The organism is Enterobacter chinensis, from assembly GCF_034008295.1.
GTDB lineage: Bacteria > Pseudomonadota > Gammaproteobacteria > Enterobacterales > Enterobacteriaceae > Enterobacter > Enterobacter chinensis.
The window spans coordinates 63,818-83,969 of the sequence record NZ_JARDVI010000008.1 but is presented as its reverse complement, the minus strand read 5'-3'; the positions used below and the strand labels follow the sequence as shown (position 1 = coordinate 83,969).

General features: G+C 55.5%; 20 protein-coding genes. 13 read left to right on the top strand and 7 right to left on the bottom strand.

What is annotated here, in order from left to right; translation table 11 throughout:
* Nucleotides 1–5: 5 nt before the first annotated feature.
* The 5 genes from pckA to PYW49_RS21055 all read right to left on the bottom strand — a co-directional run bounded on the left by pckA (nt 6) and on the right by PYW49_RS21055 (nt 6,183).
* Entirely contained in the window at nt 6–1,625 is a 1,620-nt protein-coding gene (pckA, locus tag PYW49_RS21075) for a phosphoenolpyruvate carboxykinase (ATP) (protein ID WP_320387420.1), read from the bottom strand.
* Nucleotides 1,626–1,995: 370 nt separating this feature from the next.
* Complete coding sequence (gene hslO, locus PYW49_RS21070) at nt 1,996–2,874, bottom strand: Hsp33 family molecular chaperone HslO (protein ID WP_023309492.1); 879 nt, start codon at nt 2,872–2,874, stop codon at nt 1,996–1,998.
* Between the two features lie 24 nt (nt 2,875–2,898).
* The gene (gene hslR, locus PYW49_RS21065; RefSeq protein WP_134348117.1) at nt 2,899–3,300 is read right to left on the bottom strand and encodes a ribosome-associated heat shock protein Hsp15; all 402 of its coding nucleotides are present in this window, start codon (nt 3,298–3,300) and stop codon (nt 2,899–2,901) included.
* A complete protein-coding gene (gene yrfG, locus PYW49_RS21060; RefSeq protein ID WP_320387419.1) occupies nt 3,297–3,980 on the bottom strand; it encodes a GMP/IMP nucleotidase in 684 nt (227 codons plus the stop codon). Before yrfG ends, hslR begins: the two co-directional genes overlap by 4 nt.
* A 67-nt stretch (nt 3,981–4,047) precedes the next feature.
* Nucleotides 4,048–6,183: an intracellular growth attenuator family protein gene (locus PYW49_RS21055; protein WP_320387418.1), complete on the bottom strand. Its 2,136-nt coding sequence runs from the start codon at nt 6,181–6,183 to the stop codon at nt 4,048–4,050.
* 321 nt (nt 6,184–6,504) lie between these two features.
* Here PYW49_RS21055 and nudE point away from each other — a divergent pair, with 321 nt between their 5' ends.
* The gene (gene nudE, locus PYW49_RS21050) at nt 6,505–7,065 is read left to right on the top strand and encodes an ADP compounds hydrolase NudE (protein WP_320387417.1); all 561 of its coding nucleotides are present in this window, start codon (nt 6,505–6,507) and stop codon (nt 7,063–7,065) included.
* Between the two features lie 79 nt (nt 7,066–7,144).
* Here nudE and mrcA read toward each other — a convergent pair whose 3' ends face one another.
* Nucleotides 7,145–9,697: a peptidoglycan glycosyltransferase/peptidoglycan DD-transpeptidase MrcA gene (mrcA, locus tag PYW49_RS21045; RefSeq protein ID WP_320387416.1), complete on the bottom strand. Its 2,553-nt coding sequence runs from the start codon at nt 9,695–9,697 to the stop codon at nt 7,145–7,147.
* A 120-nt stretch (nt 9,698–9,817) separates the two neighbouring features.
* On the opposite strand from mrcA, the gene PYW49_RS21040 reads away from it, so the two are divergent.
* The 12 genes from PYW49_RS21040 (at nt 9,818) to trpS (ending at nt 19,794) form a co-directional block, all read left to right on the top strand.
* The gene (locus PYW49_RS21040; protein WP_134348113.1) at nt 9,818–10,594 is read left to right on the top strand and encodes a type IV pilus biogenesis protein PilM; all 777 of its coding nucleotides are present in this window, start codon (nt 9,818–9,820) and stop codon (nt 10,592–10,594) included.
* A complete protein-coding gene (locus PYW49_RS21035) occupies nt 10,591–11,079 on the top strand; it encodes a PilN domain-containing protein (protein ID WP_320387415.1) in 489 nt (162 codons plus the stop codon). Before PYW49_RS21040 ends, PYW49_RS21035 begins: the two co-directional genes overlap by 4 nt.
* A gap of 3 nt (nt 11,080–11,082) precedes the next feature.
* Entirely contained in the window at nt 11,083–11,538 is a 456-nt protein-coding gene (locus PYW49_RS21030; protein ID WP_166790911.1) for a HofO family protein, read from the top strand.
* A complete protein-coding gene (locus PYW49_RS21025) occupies nt 11,528–11,932 on the top strand; it encodes a HofP DNA utilization family protein (RefSeq protein ID WP_134348111.1) in 405 nt (134 codons plus the stop codon). The genes PYW49_RS21030 and PYW49_RS21025 overlap by 11 nt, the downstream gene beginning before the upstream one ends.
* Nucleotides 11,859–13,082, top strand: coding sequence for a DNA uptake porin HofQ (gene hofQ, locus PYW49_RS21020; RefSeq protein WP_407057621.1), 1,224 nt, complete (start codon nt 11,859–11,861; stop codon nt 13,080–13,082). The genes PYW49_RS21025 and hofQ overlap by 74 nt, the downstream gene beginning before the upstream one ends.
* Nucleotides 13,083–13,368: 286 nt before the next feature.
* Nucleotides 13,369–13,890 (top strand): shikimate kinase AroK, encoded by a 522-nt coding sequence (gene aroK / locus PYW49_RS21015; RefSeq protein WP_003861630.1) that lies wholly within the window; start codon nt 13,369–13,371, stop codon nt 13,888–13,890.
* Between the two features lie 56 nt (nt 13,891–13,946).
* A complete protein-coding gene (gene aroB / locus PYW49_RS21010; RefSeq protein WP_320387414.1) occupies nt 13,947–15,035 on the top strand; it encodes a 3-dehydroquinate synthase in 1,089 nt (362 codons plus the stop codon).
* Nucleotides 15,036–15,127: 92 nt separating this feature from the next.
* The gene (gene damX / locus PYW49_RS21005) at nt 15,128–16,444 is read left to right on the top strand and encodes a cell division protein DamX (protein WP_320387413.1); all 1,317 of its coding nucleotides are present in this window, start codon (nt 15,128–15,130) and stop codon (nt 16,442–16,444) included.
* A gap of 67 nt (nt 16,445–16,511) precedes the next feature.
* On the top strand, nt 16,512–17,324 hold the full coding sequence (gene dam, locus PYW49_RS21000) for an adenine-specific DNA-methyltransferase (protein WP_320387412.1): 813 nt from the start codon (nt 16,512–16,514) through the stop codon (nt 17,322–17,324).
* A gap of 41 nt (nt 17,325–17,365) precedes the next feature.
* A complete protein-coding gene (gene rpe / locus PYW49_RS20995; RefSeq protein ID WP_024907923.1) occupies nt 17,366–18,043 on the top strand; it encodes a ribulose-phosphate 3-epimerase in 678 nt (225 codons plus the stop codon).
* Nucleotides 18,036–18,797, top strand: coding sequence for a phosphoglycolate phosphatase (gph, locus tag PYW49_RS20990; RefSeq protein WP_320387411.1), 762 nt, complete (start codon nt 18,036–18,038; stop codon nt 18,795–18,797). Before rpe ends, gph begins: the two co-directional genes overlap by 8 nt.
* Nucleotides 18,790–19,794, top strand: a complete 1,005-nt coding sequence (gene trpS, locus PYW49_RS20985) for a tryptophan--tRNA ligase (RefSeq protein WP_320387410.1) — start codon at nt 18,790–18,792, stop codon at nt 19,792–19,794. Before gph ends, trpS begins: the two co-directional genes overlap by 8 nt.
* A 147-nt stretch (nt 19,795–19,941) precedes the next feature.
* On the opposite strand, the gene PYW49_RS20980 is transcribed toward trpS, so the two are convergent.
* Complete coding sequence (locus tag PYW49_RS20980) at nt 19,942–20,112, bottom strand: YhfL family protein (RefSeq protein ID WP_008503029.1); 171 nt, start codon at nt 20,110–20,112, stop codon at nt 19,942–19,944.
* Nucleotides 20,113–20,152 lie beyond the last annotated feature (40 nt).

Sequence of the window (20,152 nt, the reverse complement as noted above, 5' to 3'; positions counted from 1 at the left end):
TTTACCTACAGCTTCGGTCCCGCACTCACCAGCGCTTCACCTGCCGGGGTATCGGTATACTTCTCAAAGTTTTCAATAAACAGCTTCGCCAGCGATTCCGCTTTCTCACGCCACTGCTCCGGCGAACCGTACGTATTGCGCGGGTCGAGGATATGCGTATCCACGCCCGGCAGCGACGTTGGGATGGCCAGGTCAAACATCGGCAGCGTGAAGGTTTCGGCGTCGTCCAGAGAACCATCCAGAATGGCGTCGATAATGGCGCGGGTATCTTTGATGGAGATACGTTTGCCGGTGCCGTTCCAGCCGGTGTTTACCAGGTATGCCTGCGCACCGGATGCCTGCATGCGTTTCACCAGCACTTCAGCGTACTGCGTCGGGTGCAGCGACAGGAAGGCCGCGCCAAAGCAGGCGGAGAAGGTCGGGGTTGGCTCCGTCACGCCGCGCTCGGTGCCCGCCAGCTTGGCGGTGAAACCGGAAAGGAAGTGGTACTGCGTCTGGCTGGCGGTCAGGCGAGAGACCGGAGGCAGCACGCCGAACGCATCTGCCGTCAGGAAAATGACCTTCGTGGCATGGCCCGCTTTTGACACCGGCTTGACGATATTGTCGATGTGGTAGATCGGGTAAGAGACGCGGGTGTTTTCCGTTTTCGACGCATCGTCGAAGTCGATGGAGCCGTCGGCACGCACGGTGACGTTTTCCAGCAGCGCATCGCGACGGATGGCGTGGAAGATATCCGGCTCGGCCTCTTCGGACAGGCGAATGGTCTTCGCGTAGCAGCCGCCTTCAAAGTTGAATACGCCGTCGTCATCCCAGCCGTGTTCGTCATCGCCAATCAGACGACGTTTCGGATCGGTAGACAGCGTCGTTTTCCCGGTGCCGGAAAGACCAAAGAACACCGCCACATCGCCTTTTTCACCGACGTTCGCCGAGCAGTGCATCGAGGCGATGCCCCGCAGCGGCAGCAGGTAGTTCATAACGGAGAACATCCCTTTCTTCATTTCGCCACCGTACCAGGTACCGCCGATCAGCTGGATACGCTCGGTCAGGTTGAAGGCAACAAAGTTTTCGGAGTTCAGACCCTGCTCTTTCCACTGTGGGTTCGTGCATTTCGCGCCGTTCATCACGATGAAATCAGGGTTGAAATCCTGCAGCTCTTCGTCGGTTGGGCGAATGAACATGTTTTTCACGAAATGCGCCTGCCAGGCGACTTCGGTAATAAAGCGTACGGAAAGACGGGTGTCGGCGTTAGCGCCGCAGAAAGCGTCGACAATGAACAGACGCTTGCCGGAAAGTTGATGGGTGACGAGCCCTTTCAGGTGCTGCCAGGTTTCCGGAGAGAGCGGTTTGTTGTCGTTCTTCCCTTTGCCCTTGTCAGCCCACCACAGCGTATCGCGGGTGGTTTCGTCTCGGACGATATACTTATCTTTCGGCGAACGACCGGTAAAAATACCGGTATCGACGGCGATAGCACCAAGATTCGTCAACACACCTCGCTCATATCCTTCCAGTGCTGGATTGAGCTCTTCCTGATACAGCGTATCGTAGTCGGGGTTGTAGACGATTTCCTGGACGTCGTGAATACCATAAGCCTTGAGATTTTGCGGGGTTAAACCAGTAACACGCATATCACTGCTCCTTAGCCAATATGTACTGCCTGAAATTGTAGGGTTTTTCTGAGGTTGTTAACCGCGACGGGGCTCATAGATTTACGCATCTGGACAAAACCCTTACTAACGGAAAACGCTGCGACTCCAGTCACAGTGCAGGCGGATTATCGCAGGAATCGCTTTTTGGTTGGGGAAAATGTTCCGAAAAGGTTAAAGGCTGGTGATTTTATCGGAAAGAATGTGAATGTAATCGCATACACGTAAGAAAATTACGTAAGAGTTACATTGTGAAAACGATTCAGCTTGGGGCGGTTGTTTCACCCTCACCCTCACCCTAACCCTCTCCGGGAGGGAGAGGGAACTGGATAAGGGTAACGGTCAGAGGTGATTAGTGAACCTGCGGATCCGCCGGGGAGGCGTTGTTGCGGATCTCAGCGATATCCATAGAATTGAACACGTAGTGCGTACCGCAGTAGTCACAGTGCATATCAATTTCGCCGTCTTCCGCCATGATGCTGTCGATCTCTTCGTCTGGCAGGGTTTTCAGTGCGCCAGCGCAGCGCTCGCGTGAGCAGGTGCACTTAAACTCCACGGACTGTGGGTCGTAGACGGTCACTTCTTCTTCGTGGTACAGACGCCACAGCACGTCGGTCGCCGACAGGTTGAACAACTCTTCCGCTTTGATGGTTTCGGTCAGCGTTGCCAGGTGCTCGAAATCATTGGTCTGTGCGTCCTGCGCAGGCAGCACCTGCAGCAGCATGCCGCCCGCAGCAGGCTGGCCGTCCACTTCACCGGTGCGGATAAACAGGCGCGTTGGCAGTTGTTCAGAACGCATGAAGTAATCTTCCAGGCAGGCGGCCAGAGTATCGCCTTCCAGACCCACCACGCCCTGATAGCGTTCACCTTCCTCCGGGGAGATGGTGATCACCAGGTAGCCATTACCCACCAGCGTTTTGAGGTCTGCATTTTCAGGCACGTCGCCCTGAACGCGCGCCACGCCGCGCATTTGCTGCTGGTTATTGCCGTTGATAACCGCCAGCGTCATCGGCCCGTCACCCTGCAGCTGCACGGTGATATCACCGGCAAATTTCAGCGTCGCCGTCAGCAGGCTGGTGGCAACCAGCAGTTCGCCCAACAGGGTTTTCACCGGCAGCGGGTAGTTGTGGTTTTCCAGAATCTGTTTCCAGGTTTCGGATACGGTGACCAGTTCGCCACGCACGGCGAATTGTTCAAACAGATAGCGGTGTAATTGGTCGTGTTGGGCCATAATAGTCTCTCGTGCAGGTGAGGCTTAGTCAGTCTCACCGTGTTTAAATTTCATCAGATCGCGGCGCTCTTTTTTATCCGGTCGCCGGTCCGGGTGGGGCATGGTCAGCGCGTTCATTTTGCGCGCCAGCGCGGTCTTCTCGCGCTTTTCAATGCTTTCCGCCGTCTCTTCATAAAGCTGTACGGCTTCTGCTGCAGGCCGTCGTTGTTCGGTAATGGCTTTGATCACTACCGTACGTTCATCGTTGCCCTGACGCAGCGTTAAGATGGCATTCAGTTCGACCAGCTTGCTCGGTTTGCTGCGCTGGCCGTTGTAATGCACTTTTCCGCCGTCAACCATCTCGCGGGCAAGGGCGCGTGTTTTATAAAAACGCGCTGCCCACAGCCATTTATCCAGTCTTACCCCGTCTGAGGGTTTTTCTTTCATGGCGTCTCCTTCACGGTCAGTGAGGGGATCATCTGGCGATAGTCGTTCAGTCCCGGATGGCGCAGATAGCTTTTTTCAGCCAGGCCCGAGTCAGGATTGGTGACGCCCAGACAATAGCGAATGCCAAACGTTGCCGCGGAATCCAGAATGGGCTCACTGTCATCAATGAACAGCGTGCGTTCTGGCTGCAAACCCGTCTCTTCCTTCACCGCATGCCACAAACGCTGATCCTCTTTCGGATAACCAAATGTGTGGGTGGAAAGTAATAAATCAAGGTGCGACGCAAGCCCCGTATGCTCCAGCTTCACGGCCAGGTTATGTGGATGCGCGTTGGTCAGCAAAATGCGGCGCTTACCGCTCGCTTTCAGCGCATCCAGGAACGGAACCGTATCCTCGCGTAAAACGGCGCGTGGACCCTGGACGGTAGTCATAGCACAAATATCCAGACCGAGGCGCTCGCTCCAGTAGTCAAGACAGTACCAGTTTAGCGTATGTTGCACGGCGCTATATTGCGAACGAATGAATGCCTGCGCTTCTGCCGGGGAGATCCCCTGTTGCTCGCTATAGGTTTCAGGAACCAGCTTTTGCCAGAAATAGTTATCAAAGGCGAGATCGAGCAGCGTGCCGTCCATGTCCAGCAGAACGGTATCGACCTCCTGCCAGGCGATATCAAGATGCATAAGGGGGAACTCCAGCCAGAAGAAACGTGCGCGACAGGGTAGCACATCTTGTCGCGCAACGACGTTATCAGATCAGGCTCTCAGAGGAGGGGATCAGCTTAGGATTGAGGCAGTTTTCGTAATATTGCTGGATCTCGGCAAGCCGTGTGCGTGAGCGATGATAGCGGCGCAGAGCCATAAAACCGTTCCAGAAAATGGCGGTCAGCATCGCGATCATCAGCAGTGAGGTGCCGATATAACGCCACAAACCTGCGCTATCCGGCATCCGGTGCAGGCCGATATGGCGGGTGCCGTTGGCGTCGGTATAAATACTCGTGACAATCCCTTCGGCGCTGAACGGCGTTTGCATTAGCATCTGTGCCAGACGCTGGAATTGGCTCCACTGCTCCTGCGCCGGGTAGTCATAAAGCGCAACCTGCGGGTAAGGCTGATCGACCAGGTCGCTGCCTTCATCGCTGACAATCACAAATCCGCCTGGCGCCGGGCTGTTCAGTGCCTGAGCCGCACGGGTAGTTTCGCGCATCATGAACGGTGATGTCGAGGTGGCGACAAGGTTATCCAGCGATTCAGCGCTAACCGGGCGCAGCAGCACGTTAACGCCATCCAGGTGTCCCGCTTCGGCGCGTTTCACCAGCGAGTCCCAGTCTTTACTGTTCCCCAGGTTTACCAGCGCGTTTTTAAGACGTATGCATTCGTCCTGCGAGGAGCAGAGATCCTGTGTTTTCAGGACGATATCACCAAAATCATCCAGCAGGACCATACCTGATTTCTGAATGGCCGAGCGTAGCGCAGGGCTGACACGCGAATCATCGTCCGGTTTCGGGTGCAGCTGGCGGTTCACCGTCTGGGTAAGGGCCGTGGCTTTATTGACCACTTCGGATTCCGGCAGCGGCAGCGGCGGTGCATCGTTCCAGATAATTTGCGAGCAATCGAACGGCATGAAAGGCGAGTTCTGGCGCGTGTTCCACGCCCCTGGGGTGTGAATATTGCACATCCCGGTTCCCTTCAGGCGCAGCGTGTCCCCCACGCGCACACCGGCTTCATCCAGCTTGTTAACGCTGGTCGCTTCGATGGTTTGCGCCCCCTTGATCCACGACAGAGTGAATTTGATGGGCATATCCAGCGGCACGAAAAGCAGCAGCATGACAAAGACCAGCGCGGCGCCTCCGGCAATGACCGTACTGCGTAGCCAGTGCTGAAGGGGGAAGTTTTTCACTTCATCATGCAGGGATAAGAAGCGCCCCTGACGCACAACGTGGCGGTCAAGGTAGATATCAATATCGGTTTTCTGACCTAAGTCCTGCGCAATCCACGGTTGCCAGTGGCGCGGGTAGATAAGGTCGATAATACCGAGCGAGATATTGTTGAGATGTTCCTGATCGTTTTCGCCAAACAGGCCCCAGCGCTTTGGCGTACCGCGCAGACAGTGGATCTCACGCAACGAGGTTTTGGCCGGCGGAGCAAAGAGTCCCCAAAGCCCGCCTGCCAGCAGCAGCACTGCACCACCGGCCAGCCAGGGGACGAACACATCCGGCGTCAGCAGGCAGATAAAAAAGAGCAGGAAGGCGGCGACGATCAGAATGGCTTCACGAATGCCGTCCGGGCGGCTCAGGGCGTACTCTTCATGCGTCTCCTGGCGAATGTTCAGCAGTTCTATCTGCTCTGTCTCTTCACCACGAATGGAGGCCTGTGTCGAACTTGCGCGCTCAAGCGCAAAACGCGGAGCTTCCTGAAGGTACTCATTCAGCGTGTGTCTGTTAAGCGAGATAACCAGGGGCAACGAATCGGTGTGAATCAGCTCAACGCTGTTTTCGTCATTAATGTATTGCTCCCATGACGGAGGCAGATGCACTTCGACGGAATCAAGGTAATAGCGCCATTTGTTGGGGTCGTCGGTGGTGATGCCGTAGCGCGTGATGGAGCGCGTTACGCAGAGTACGGTATCACTTTGCGCATTAAGCTTTAGCGCGACAGGCGCAGCGGTGGCTCCCGTCGGCCCAGGGGTTAACTGAGAACGGTTCAGAATTTCGAGATAGTTTTCAACCGCATCACGCTCGTCTTGCGTGAGTTTACGCGTGGTCGCACCCGCAAATGCATTTAAAAAGGGCAGACGGTAACGGCGCTGTACGCGACGCCTGTATATCCACCCTGCAACCAATGCGCCGGCCAGCATAGCAGCGAGAACAATCAAAATGGTGCTCATGCTTTCCCCATCTTACTTATCTTACAGGTGTAGTCAGTAGCACCTTTACATTGAATGAGAGTCTGTGGTTGGCTATCGGCAAGTATGGAGTCGAACTTGAGCATTCTGAAGCGCATCCCAGTGACCGGTGATGATAGCAAAGCCTGTTATGGCGCGATATCAGCAAATTCCTGGAAACATTTCAACCTCTTGACATTTGTTTTGAATTGAGGATTGATCCCTGCTACGTTGCATAAATGTAAATAAAGAACGATTGACATTGCCGAAACCGTGCGGCATATCGCACAATAACGCCAGTTCACACTGCTAAGACCCATCACGATGAGCAAACTACTACAAAAACCCACCATTCTGAATGTTGAAACTGTCGCCAAATCGCGCCTGTTTAATGTCGAAAGTGTGGACCTGGAGTTCAGCAACGGTGTGCGTCGCGTTTATGAACGTATGCGCCCGTCTTCGCGCGAAGCGGTGATGATTGTTCCGATTGTCGACGATCATCTGATTTTGATCCGCGAATACGCTGTGGGAACGGAATCTTACGAGCTTGGGTTCTCGAAAGGACTTATCGACCCGGGTGAAACCGTCTTTGAAGCAGCAAACCGCGAGCTGAAAGAAGAGGTGGGTTTTGGTGCGAATGAGCTTTCGTTCCTGAAAAAACTGAGCATGGCACCGTCCTATTTTTCCAGCAAAATGAATATTGTGGTGGCTGAAGATCTCTACCCTGAATCGCTGGAAGGGGACGAGCCGGAGCCGCTGCCGCAGGTTCGCTGGCCGTTAGCGCATCTGATGGATCTGCTTGAAGACCCTGACTTTAATGAAGCTCGCAACGTGAGCGCGCTGTTCCTGGTACGGGAGTGGCTGAAGGGACAAGGGCGGCTGTAGGCCATAAAAAAGCCGGGTGGCGGCTTCGCCTGACCCGGCCTACAATTCTTTGCCCGGTTTTTACCGGGCATTTTTATGCTTAGAACAGCTCGTGCGTTTCGCCGTTATCAATAATCTCTGTACCCACCTCATGCACCGCCTGCGTGGTCGGCTGCGTGCCCTCGATGAAATACTCTTCGCGGCTATTACCGCCGTTGGCGAGCTGACCCGTGCTGCGGTCGATATTGACCGTCACCACGCCTGGCGGCGGTGTTAGCGGCTGCTCCGGCACGCCTTCAAGAACGGATTTCATGTAGGCATCCCAGGCCGGTTGCGCACTTTTCGCGCCGCCTTCGTAGCCGGAAATCTGATCTTTAATCGCGCCAGACGCCGTTGTACGACCTAAATCACGGCGATGATCGTCGAAACCGATCCACACTGACGTTACCACGCCCGGACCGTAACCGGAGAACCACGCGTCTTTCGAGCTGTTGGTTGTCCCCGTTTTACCGCCGATATCATGGCGCTGCAAATCACGTCCTGCGCGCCAGCCGGTACCCTGCCAGCCTGGTTCACCGAAGATGTTGGTGTTCAGCGCGCTCTTAATCAGGAACGACAGCGGCGTGTTGATCACATGTGGGGCATACTCCGGCACGCCGGTCTGCGCCACCAGCGACTGGTTAGCCTGCTCCAGCTGCGGCTGTGGCACGACGGTATTCGGCTGCTCCTGAGATACGGCGACGTCTTCCATGTCCTTGTTTTCAAGCACGTCGGATTTCGGCGTATTGCCATAAATGACCGGAATATCGCAGTCAGGACAGGCAATTTTCGGCTTCGCCTCGAACAGCACGCCGGCCTGATCGTTCTCGATCTTGCTGATGAAGTACGGGTCAATCAGGAAGCCGCCGTTGGCCATCACCGAGTATCCACGCGCGACCTGAAGCGGCGTAAAGGAGGCTGAGCCTAACGCCAGCGATTCGGTGCGAACGATGTTCTGCGCCGGGAAACCGAAGCGTTGCAGATACTCTGCGGCATAATCGACGCCCATTGCGCGCATGGCGCGCACCATCACCACGTTTTTCGACTGTCCCAGGCCCTGACGAAGACGAATAGGGCCGGCATATTCCGCAGGGGAGTTCTTCGGCTGCCAGTCGGAACCGGCACCGGCATCCCAGCGGGAAATTGGCACGTCGTTAAGGATGCTGGCAAGGGTCAAGCCCTTATCCATCGCCGCCGTGTAGAGGAACGGTTTGATATTGGAACCGACCTGACGCAGCGCCTGGGTGGCGCGGTTAAATTTGCTCTGGTTGAAATCGAATCCACCGACCAGAGCCAGTACTGCGCCGTTCTGTGGATTGATAGAAACCAGCGCCGAGTTGACGTCCGGCACCTGTGCCAGCCACCACGCTTCGCCTACCTTGCGCACCCAGATTTGCTGCCCGGTTTGTACCGCATCGGTCACTTTACGCGGCGTTGGGCCTTGCAGCGTATCCGAGCGGTACGGACGCGCCCAGCGGATACCGTCCATACGCAGGGAGACGGAGGTACCGTCCGCGAGCGTCGCAACGGCTTCCTGAGGATCGGCCTGCGTCACCACGGCAGGAAGGAGCGGACCATAGGTTGGCAGCGCCTTCAGCGTACTGGTGATTTTTTTGCTGTCCCACGCGCTTTCGCCCACTTTCCAGAGCACGTTTGACGGGCCGCGATAGCCGTGACGCATATCGTAGTCCATCACGTTGTTGCGCACCGCTTCCTGAGCCGCCTGCTGCACCTTGCGGGTGACGGTGGTGTAAACGCGGTAGCCATCTTCATAGGCCTTATCGCCATAGCGGTTCACCATCTCCTGGCGAACCATTTCGGTCAGATAAGGGGCTGAGAAGGCAATCTCAGGGGCATGGTAGTTGGCGTCAATGACATCGTTGCGCGCCTGGTCGTACTCGCTCTGGCTGATGTAGCCTTCGCTCAGCATGCGTGACAGGACGACGTTACGACGCGCGGTGGCGCGATTGAGCGAGTAGAGCGGGTTAAACGTGGACGGCGCTTTCGGCAGACCGGCGATGGTTGCCATTTCGCTTAAGGTGAGCTGCTCAACAGGCTTACCGAAGTACACCTGCGCCGCAGCCCCCACGCCATAGGCACGATAGCCCAGGTAGATTTTATTGAGGTACAGCTCAAGGATCTCGTCTTTGCTCAGCAACTGCTCAATACGGATCGCAAGGAACACCTCTTTGATCTTACGAGTCAGCGTCTTTTCAGGGCTGAGGAAGAAGTTACGCGCCAGCTGCTGCGTAATGGTACTCGCCCCCTGGGAGGCATGACCAGAGAACAGCGCAATGCTCGCGGCACGGAAAATCCCCACCGGATCGACACCGTGGTGCTCGTAAAAACGGCTGTCCTCAGTGGCGATAAAGGCTTTCACCATAACAGGTGGAATTTGGTTTAAGGTCAGCGGGATACGACGCTTCTCGCCATACTGCGCCATCAGCTCGCCATCGGCGCTATAGACCTGCATCGGGATCTGGAGGCGCACATCGCGAAGCGTGGCGACATCAGGTAGCTGTGGCTCAATATATTTGTATAAACCGTAAATCGAGCCTGCTCCCAGCAGAATGCAACAGACTGCAAGGATGAATAAATACTTTACGAACTTCACCGGAGATTTCCCATTTGGTTTCACTTGGGCAGTTTCTAAACAATCGCGCGGTAGTATAAAGGCAAGCCTGATGCATTGATATAGCCGTCAGGTCGACGGGCGATAAGGAGATCGTGAAGCATGGCTTTCAAAACATGGCAAACCGGCGTTCATATTCAACAGGATAGGGTGCTGATCGTCGCGCTGGTTCGGGAGAGTTCGGGCTGGTGCTTGCGCCGCTGGTGGGCAATTCCTCTGGCCGAAGGCATCATTCGTGACGGCAAGATTTGTCGGCCAGAACAGCTGGTTGATGCGTTACGTGACTGGCGGAAAACGTTGCCGCACTTCCACCGGGTGTTTCTCTCTTTCCCGGCAGCGCGCACCCTGCAACGGTCGCTTCCCCGCCCGGCCATTGCGCTGCGCGACAGCGAGCAGCTCTCGTGGCTTGGCGCGACGCTCTCTCGCGAACTGGAGGTGCCTGCAGATACGCTCTGTTTTGATTACGCGCAGGATACTTTCAGCAACACCTTTCACGTCACTGCGGCACAAAACAATGAGATCGAAACCCTTCTGGCGCTGGCGAACACGCTGCGTTTGCGGCTGGTGACCATTACCCCTGACGCCAGTGCACTGAAGAATCTTCTTCCTGCCGTCGCGCCGGCGCAGTGCGTCGCCTGGCGGGACGATCGGCAGTGGCTATGGGCGATGCGCCACCAGTGGGGGCGCCGAGTTGTCGCAGAAGCAGAAAACGCAGCTGAGCTGTCGGCGCTGCTGGCACTGGGTCCGGATGACATCGCGCTGTTTGATAGCCGGCGTGACCCATGGGAAACCCTGGAGCGCCGCCATGCTCCATTACCGGAATGTGGCGCTGATTATACCGTTGCGCTGGCGCTGGCTATGAGTCAGGTGCCCGAATGAACATCACGAACTTTCTACCGTGGCGACAGCAGCGGCGCGCGCGATGCCTGCGCTTCTGGGGGGCGATGTTTGTCGGTACGGCGCTGGTGATGCTCATGGTCGTTTTTTGCCTGCGGATGACCTATCTCATGCGGCTGCACGCCCTGCAAACCGATCTGGCGGGAATGCAGTCCGTGCAGCACGTGCTGGCTTTTCGTCAGAGACTCGGTGCACAAACGCAGATGCCTGCGCGTCAACAACGCCTGTGGCAACCGGTGCTGGAGTCACTTTCCAGCGCCATTCCTGCACAGGTCTGGCTGACAGAACTGCGCTATCAGCCGCCTGCGCTGATGTTGACCGGGTATGCCACAACCCTGCCGGCCCTGGCTGCCCTGCGTGATGCGCTTGGACAAATTGCCGGTTTTACACCCGGGACGGCGGATGAGCTTCGGCAAGACAGCCAGGGGCGCTGGGTGTTCACCTTTCATCTCAAAAGCGAGGGATAACGCGTGAATACCTTGTTTGAACGCTGGTGTGAGTGTCGTTGCTGGCATCGGGCACTTTTCTGGTGTCTGGGAAGCCTCCTGACAGGACTGGCTATGTGGGGCACCTTGCTAAGACCGGTAGACAGACAGTGTGGTGAACGACAAAGCCAGCTGATCCAGGGCGTAAGGGCAAACGCAGCGTTATGGCCTGCCGTGAGTCAGATGCCGTCTCGCCCGAAAACTGAGCAAGTACGTGTGTTGACGCCGTTTTCCCCGCTTGATTTTCAGGATGGTGACACGACGCTGGTTCACTGGAAGCCTTTGACGAACGGAGGCGAACTGGCGCTGGAGGTTGAGTGGCCAGCGATCCCGGGGCTTTTTTCCCGGCTGGCACAGCGGGATGTGCAGGTCGCGGCTTTCGCTATTTCGCCACAAGGTAAGGTGTTACGCCTGCGGCTGGAGCTGAATCATGCGAAATAGCGCGCGATATTTGCTGGTGTGCTCAGTGTTGCTCTTGACCGGTATGCGCGATCCGTTTCGCCCGCCGGACGATCCTTGCGCCATTGGCGAACTGGCGCAGTGGCATTATCGCGGCATGGTGGGAGGACGCCAGGCTATCGGCATCTTACAGGATGGGCAAAAGCGCTGGCACCGGCTGAAAGCGAACGAACGCTTCCCGGCGGGCTGGCAGATAACAGCCATCAATGAATCTGAGCTGGTTGTTGATGTGGGTGATACCTGTGAGCCCGTCCAATGGACGTGGCAACGAGAAGGAACGGATAAGAATGAATTTACGGATAATGCTGTTGCTGCTGGCGTTCAGCCAACCGCTGTGGGCCGCCGCACCAAAGCCGGTCACGCTGGTGGTGGATAATGTCCCTGTGGTTCAGGTCCTGCAGGCGTTGGTCGCGCAGGAGAGCCGTAATCTGGTGGTATCGCCTGATGTCAGCGGCACGCTTTCTCTCAACCTGACGCGGGTTCCCTGGCGGCAAGCGTTACAGACTGTTGTCTCCAGCGCCGGACTCGTTTTGCGAGAGGAGGGGGGTATTTTTTATGTGCATACCGCGGCGTGGCAGCGTGAACAGCAGGAACGTTCTGAACAGGAGCGGACGCGTCGCCAGCTTGATGCACCGCTGGTCTCACAGAGCATCTCTTTTTCCTATGCCGATGCTGGAGAGCTGCAAAAAGCCGCAGAAAAACTCCTGAGCCCAAAGGGGAGTTTATCCGTCGACAAACGTACCAACCGCCTGCTGATTCGGGATAACCAGACGGTGGTGGAGACGCTCCAGCGCTGGGCCGCTCAGATGGATATTCCCGTCGAGCAGGTAGAGCTGGCGGCGCACATCGTGACCATGACGGAAAAAAGCCTGCGCGAGCTGGGGGTGAAGTGGAATCTCGCCGACGCCACTGACGCGGGCAGGGTCGGTCAGCTCACGACGCTTGGCAGCGATCTTTCTGTGGCCAACGCCACCAGCCACGTGGGTTTTAATATCGGGCGAATCAACGGTCGGCTGTTGGATCTGGAGCTGTCTGCGCTGGAGCAAAAGCAGCAGGTCGACATCATCGCCAGCCCGCGACTGCTGGCCTCGCATATGCAACCGGCCAGTATCAAGCAGGGCAGTGAAATCCCGTATCAGGTCTCAAGCGGTGATAGCGGCGCAACCTCCGTTGAGTTCAAAGAGGCGGTATTGGGGATGGAGGTGACACCGGTGGTGTTGCCGGGGGGACGCGTGCGCCTGAAATTACACATCAGCGAAAATATGCCAGGACAGGTCCTGCAGCAGGCTGACGGCGAAACGCTGGCTATCGACAAACAGGAGATAGAAACGCAGGTTGAGGTAAAAAGTGGAGAAACGCTGGCGTTGGGCGGAATTTTTTCGCAGAAGAACAAAACCGGCAGTGACAGCGTGCCCGGGCTGGGTAGCATCCCCTGGATTGGGGCGCTTTTTCGCCATGATGGGAAAGACAACGAACGACGTGAGTTAGTCGTGTTTATCACACCACGCCTGGTCGGTATTCACTGATGGGTGACGATCCCCGCAATGATTTTGCATTCAGTTTGTTGCAGATGTTTGACGTGGGGCATGAATTAGCATACAAGGAGTACCGATTTGAGTTGGACTTACGTCTTATTACCTTATGCGCCCGGCGTGGTAATTTAATCAGTTGCCAAACAAGCCGGAGTATTGAGATAATTTTTAGTCTGACTCTCGCTCTATTGCATATGAGGTTTCAGTTCATGTCCTGCTACGCTGGGTGTCTGCGAAGCGGGGATTACCATTAACGAATAGTCTTAGTAGTACCGATAAAATGGCAGAGAAACGCAATATCTTTCTGGTTGGGCCTATGGGTGCCGGCAAAAGCACTATTGGGCGTCAGTTAGCTCAACAACTCAATATGGAATTTTACGATTCTGATCAAGAGATTGAGAAACGAACCGGAGCTGATGTGGGCTGGGTTTTCGACGTAGAAGGCGAAGAAGGTTTCCGTGACCGAGAAGAAAAAGTGATCAACGAACTCACGGAAAAACAGGGCATCGTTCTGGCAACAGGCGGCGGTTCTGTGAAATCTCGCGAAACCCGCAACCGTCTCTCCGCCCGTGGCGTAGTGGTCTATCTTGAGACGACCATTGAGAAACAGCTGGCACGTACGCAGCGCGATAAAAAGCGCCCGCTGCTGCAGGTTGAAACGCCACCACGCGAAGTTCTGGAAGCGTTGGCCGATGAACGCAATCCGCTGTATGAAGAGATTGCCGATGTGACCATTCGTACTGACGATCAGAGCGCTAAAGTGGTTGCAAACCAGATTATTCATATGCTGGAAAGCAACTGATTCTGGCTTAATATACACTCGCCTGCGGGTAAAGCATTAAAGGTGGATGTCGCGTCATGGAGAGGATTACAGTTACTCTCGGGGAACGTAGTTACCCTATCACCATCGCGGCTGGTTTGTTTAACGATCCAGCTTCCTTTTTACCACTGAAAGCGGGTGATCAGGCGATGCTGGTTACCAATGAGACGCTGGCTCCGCTTTATCTCGACCGTGTACGCCACCTGCTTGAGCGGGCGGGCGTTAGAGTCGACAGTGTGATTCTCCCCGATGGCGAGCAGTATAAAAGCCTGACGGTACTGGATACCGTCTTTACCGCATTGCTGCAAAAACCGCACGGTCGCGATACAACACTGCTTGCCCTGGGCGGCGGTGTTGTGGGCGATCTGACCGGCTTTGCGGCCGCAAGCTATCAACGTGGCGTCCGCTTTATTCAAATCCCGACCACGTTACTGTCTCAGGTCGACTCCTCTGTGGGTGGCAAGACGGCAGTCAACCATCCGCTCGGTAAAAACATGATTGGCGCGTTCTACCAGCCTGCATCGGTGGTGGTGGATCTCGACTGTCTGAAAACCCTGCCGAAGCGCGAGCTGGCTTCTGGTCTGGCGGAAGTGATCAAATACGGCATTATTCTGGATGGCGAGTTCTTTAACTGGCTTGAAGAGAATATGGATGCGTTGTTGCGCCTTGATGAGGCTAAACTGGCATACTGCATTCGTCGTTGTTGTGAGCTTAAAGCAGAAGTTGTCGCAGCAGACGAGCGTGAAACGGGCTTACGTGCTTTACTGAATCTTGGGCATACGTTTGGTCACGCGATTGAAGCCGAAATGGGTTACGGTAACTGGCTGCACGGCGAAGCCGTCGCGGCTGGAATGGTAATGGCTGCCCGCACCTCTGAACGTCTTGGGCAGTTCAAACCGGAAGAGACGGCACGCATCATTGCGCTGCTTGAGCGTGCAGGTTTGCCGGTGACCGGGCCGCAGGAGATGTCGGCGCAAGCGTATTTACCCCACATGATGCGCGATAAAAAAGTATTGGCAGGTGAGATGCGTCTTGTACTCCCGCTTGCAATAGGGAAGAGTGAAGTGCGCGGCGGAGTGCCGCACGATGTCGTTCTTGGCGCTATCGCTGATTGTCAGCAGGCGTAACAACTAGAAAGGTCAGGCCACTGTTGCAGGTGGTCGTTTAGCTTCAGGTGAAATGCAAAGTCGTTGGCATAAGCCTTTGAGTGGGGTGTTAAATGGATGAATTCAAACCAGAAGACGAGCTGAAACCCGATCCCAGCGATCGTCGTACTGGTCGTTCTCGTCAATCTTCAGAACGTGATAACGAGCCGCAGATCAACTTTGACGATGTTGATCTGGATGCAGACGATCGTCGCCCTTCGCGCAGCCGCAACGCGCACGATGAGCGAGTAGAAGAGGATTATGAGTCCGAAGAAGATTCAATGGACGAACAGCCTGTAGAGCGTCGCCCGCGTAAACGTAAAAAAGCCGCTGCGCCAAAACCGGCTTCCCGCCAGTACATCATGATGGGCCTTGGCGTTTTGGTGCTTGTGCTGCTGATTGTCGGCATTGGCTCCGCGCTAAAAGCACCGTCAACGAACTCAACCGAGCAAACCGCTTCCGCTGAGAAGAGCATTAACCTTTCCGGTAACGATGCGTCCAATCAGGCGAATGGCGCACAGCCTGCACCGGGTACCACTTCCGCTGAGCAGACCGCTGGTAACACAACAACGCCGCAGGATGTTTCTCTGCCGCCCGTTTCTTCTACCCCTGCTCAGGGCCAGGCACCTGCTACGCCTGAAGGCCAGCAGCGCGTAGAAGTTCAGGGCGACCTGAATAATGCGCTGACGCAGCCGCAGAACCAGCAGCAGGTTGATAACGTCGTGGTTAACTCTACGCTGCCAACTGAACCTGCAACCGTTGCCCCGATTCGCGGTGGTAGCGCTCAGCCGCAAGCGGCCGCGACGGAAACCAAACCGCGCCAGACGCAGACTGCGACACGTCCTGAACGTAAGCAGGCGGTGATCGAGCCTAAGCGTGAAACCAAACCTCAGGCAGTGGTAAAAGCGCCTGAAGTGAAAGCCGTACCGGCACAGCCGAAACACACTGAAACGGCTGCGGTAAGCGAGCCTGCTAAAGCGCCAGTCACGCAGACTGCGCCGAAAGCAACGGCGACCACCACGGCACCAGCTGCCACAGCTGCGCCTGCAGCAACCGCCCCTGCTGCGACGGCAACAGCGTCCAACAGCGCGGCAGGTAAAACTGCAGGTAACGTCGGTTCGCTGAAGGCTGCGCCATCCAGCAACTACACGCTGCAGCTGAGCAGTTCGTCTAACTATGACAACCTCAACAGCTGGGCGAAGAAATCAAATCTGAAAAACTATGTTGTTTATCAGACGACCCGTAACGGTCAGCCGTGGTATGTGCTGGTTAGCGGTGTGTATTCTTCCAAAGATGAAGCAAAGCGTGCCGTGGCGGCGCTGCCTGCTGATGTTCAGGCAAAAAACCCATGGGCTAAACCTATTCATCAGGTTCAGGCCGATCTGAAGTAATGTTTAAAGCGCAGGATGCTGTCGGAGCTTTCTCCACAGCCGGAGAAGGTGTAATCAGTTAGTCAGCATGAAAAAAAATCGCGCTTTTCTGAAATGGGCAGGGGGGAAATACCCCCTGCTCGATGATATTAAAAAACACCTGCCGAAAGGCGAGTGTCTTATCGAGCCTTTCGTGGGTGCGGGATCGGTGTTTCTGAACACCGATTTTTCTCGTTATATCCTGGCGGATATCAACAGCGACCTTATCAGCCTCTATAACATCGTTAAACATCGCACCGATGAGTATGTCGCAGAGGCGCGTAAACTGTTTACGCCTGAGAACAATAACCCGGACGTTTACTACCAGTTCCGTGCGGAGTTTAACCAGAGCCAGGATCCGTTCCGCAGGGCGCTGCTGTTCCTCTATCTCAACCGACATGGTTACAACGGTCTGTGCCGTTATAATCTTCGTGGGGAATTTAACGTGCCTTTTGGCCGCTATAAACGCCCGTATTTCCCACATGACGAGCTGTATCACTTTGCCGAAAAAGCACAGCATGCCGAGTTTCACTGCCTCTCCTATGAAGAGTGTATGGAACTGGCAGGCGTAAACTCGGTGGTTTACTGTGACCCCCCTTACGCGCCGCTGTCTGCGACGGCAAATTTCACCGCCTATCACACCAACAGCTTCAGCCCGGCCGAACAGGCCCGTCTGGCGGAGATGGCGGAAAAGCTGGTCAGCAAAAGAATTCCGGTGTTAATTTCAAATCACGATACCCCTGATACGCGCGAATGGTACAAAGCCGCGAAGCATTTTCAGGTTAAAGTGCGGCGTAGCATTAGCAGCAACGGCGGCACACGTAAAAAGGTGGACGAACTTCTGGCTCTTTATCGCCCCTGAGCCGTTTTGCCCGCCGGTAAACACATTTCAAGGAGATGCGGATGAAACAGTTTTTGATTGCTCCCTCAATTCTGTCGGCCGATTTTGCCCGCCTGGGTGAAGACACCGCTAAAGCTCTCGCGGCTGGCGCTGATGTCGTCCATTTCGACGTTATGGATAACCACTACGTCCCCAATCTGACCATTGGTCCAATGGTGCTTAAGGCGCTGCGCAACTACGGCATTACCGCCCCGATTGACGTCCATCTGATGGTTAAACCTGTCGATCGTATCGTGCCAGATTTCGCCGCGGCGGGCGCCAGCATCATTACCTTCCATCCGGAAGCCTCTGAACATGTGGATCGTACCCTGCAGCTGATCAAAGAGAACGGCTGCAAGGCGGGTCTGGTGTTTAACCCGGCAACGCCGCTGAGCTATCTCGACTATGTCATGGACAAGCTGGACGTGATTCTGCTGATGTCCGTTAACCCCGGCTTTGGCGGTCAGTCGTTCATTCCTCACACGCTGGATAAGCTGCGTGAAGTACGCCGTCGTATTGATGAGTCAGGTTACGATATTCGTCTGGAGGTGGACGGCGGTGTGAAAGTGAATAACATTGGTGAAATTGCGGCAGCGGGCGCGGATATGTTCGTTGCAGGTTCGGCGATTTTCGACCAACCAGATTACAAAAAAGTCATTGATGAAATGCGCCGTGAGCTGGCGAAGGTAAGTCATGGATAAATTGCAGGCAATTCGGGGTGTGGCATTCGACCTCGACGGCACGCTGGTTGACAGTGCGCCGGGCTTAACGAGTGCCGTCGACCAGGCACTGTATGCCCTTGAACTCCCCGTTGCGGGCGAAGAACGTGTCGTCACGTGGATTGGCAACGGCGCCGATGTCCTGATGGAGCGCGCGTTGACGTGGGCGCGTCAGGAGCGAGCGTCGCAGCGTTCCGCCCAGGGTAAACCGAGCGTCGATGGTGCCGATATTCCGCAGGAAGAGCAGCAGCGCATTCTGCGTAAACTGTTCGATCGTTTCTATGAAGAGACCGTCGAGGAGGGCAGTTTCCTCTTCCCGGACGTCCTGGAGACGCTGAGCACGCTGCACGCGAAGGGTATTCCGCTGGGGCTGGTGACCAACAAACCGACGCCGTTTGTTGCACCGCTGCTTGAAGCGCTGGATATCGCGAAGTACTTCTCCGTGATTGTGGGCGGCGACGATGTGCAAAACAAAAAGCCGCATCCGGAACCGCTGCTGCTGGTGGCAGGAAAATTATCCTTAACACCTGCTGAGCTGCTCTTTGTCGGTGATTCGCGCAATGATATTCTGGCTGCCCGAGCGGCTGGGTGTCCTTCCGTCGGATTAACCTATGGCTACAACTACGGTGAGGCCATCACGCTAAGTGAGCCGGATGTTGTGTTCGACCACTTCAAAGATTTGTTGCCCGCACTTGGGCTTTCGCACAGTGAACATCAGGAATTGAATAATGACTAAGCCCATCGTTTTTAGTGGCGCACAGCCTTCAGGTGAATTGACCATTGGTAACTACATGGGTGCGTTACGTCAGTGGGTCAGCATGCAGGATGACTACCATTGCATTTACTGCATCGTCGATCTCCATGCGATTACCGCCCGTCAGGATCCTGAGAAACTGCGTAAAGCCACGCTGGACACCCTCGCCCTGTATCTGGCCTGTGGGATCGATCCTGAGAAGAGCACCATTTTTGTTCAGTCCCATGTGCCAGAGCATGCACAGCTGGGCTGGGCGCTGAACTGCTACACCTATTTCGGTGAACTGAGCCGCATGACCCAGTTCAAGGATAAATCCGCTCGCTACTCTGAAAACATCAACGCCGGTCTGTTTGACTATCCGGTTCTGATGGCGGCGGACATCCTGCTGTACCAGACTAACCAGGTGCCGGTGGGTGAAGACCAGAAGCAGCATCTGGAGCTGAGCCGCGATATTGCCCAGCGCTTCAACGCGATTTACGGTGATGTGTTTAAAGTGCCAGAGCCGTTTATTCCAAAATCCGGCGCGCGCGTGATGTCGCTGCTGGAGCCGACCAAGAAGATGTCCAAGTCTGACGATAACCGCAACAACGTTATCGGTCTGCTGGAAGACCCGAAATCAGTGGTTAAAAAGCTCAAGCGCGCAGTGACTGACTCCGACGAGCCGCCTGTGGTGCGCTACGACGTGCAGAACAAAGCGGGCGTCTCCAACCTGCTGGATATTCTCTCCGGTGTTACCGGCCAGAGCATTCCTGAGCTGGAGCAGCACTTCGAAGGGAAGATGTACGGCCACCTGAAAGGTGAAGTGGCAGATGCCGTTTCCGGCATGCTGACCGAGCTGCAGGAGCGTTACAACAGCTATCGTAACGACGAAGCCTTCCTGCAGAAAGTGATGAAAGAGGGCGCGGAAAAAGCCAGCGCGCGCGCGTCCGAAACCCTGAAAGCGGTGTACGAAGCGATTGGGTTTGTGGGTAAACCTTAAGCCTGCTTTGCCGGGTGGCGCTAACGCTTACCCGGCCAACGGGATCGTGTAGGTCGGGTAAGGCGGAGCCGCCACCCGACTAAAAGCCACCCTCTCCAAAACTAAAAAAACCGGGAAAGCCCCGGTTTTTTTACGCCTGAAAATCGCTTACTGCTGCGCCGCCGGGCCGCAACCACCGATTATCTTCGAGATGGAGATCGCCGGGTGCAGCAGGTAGTCGTAGCTGCAGTTATTTTTGGTGTTCTGTACGTGACCGGTGCAGGCCGTCAGAGTGGATAACAGGCCGACCAGAACGGCGGCTTTTGCCAGTTTAAACATACGCATTCCTTGTCTTAAAAACGAAAATTGGATGTAACTC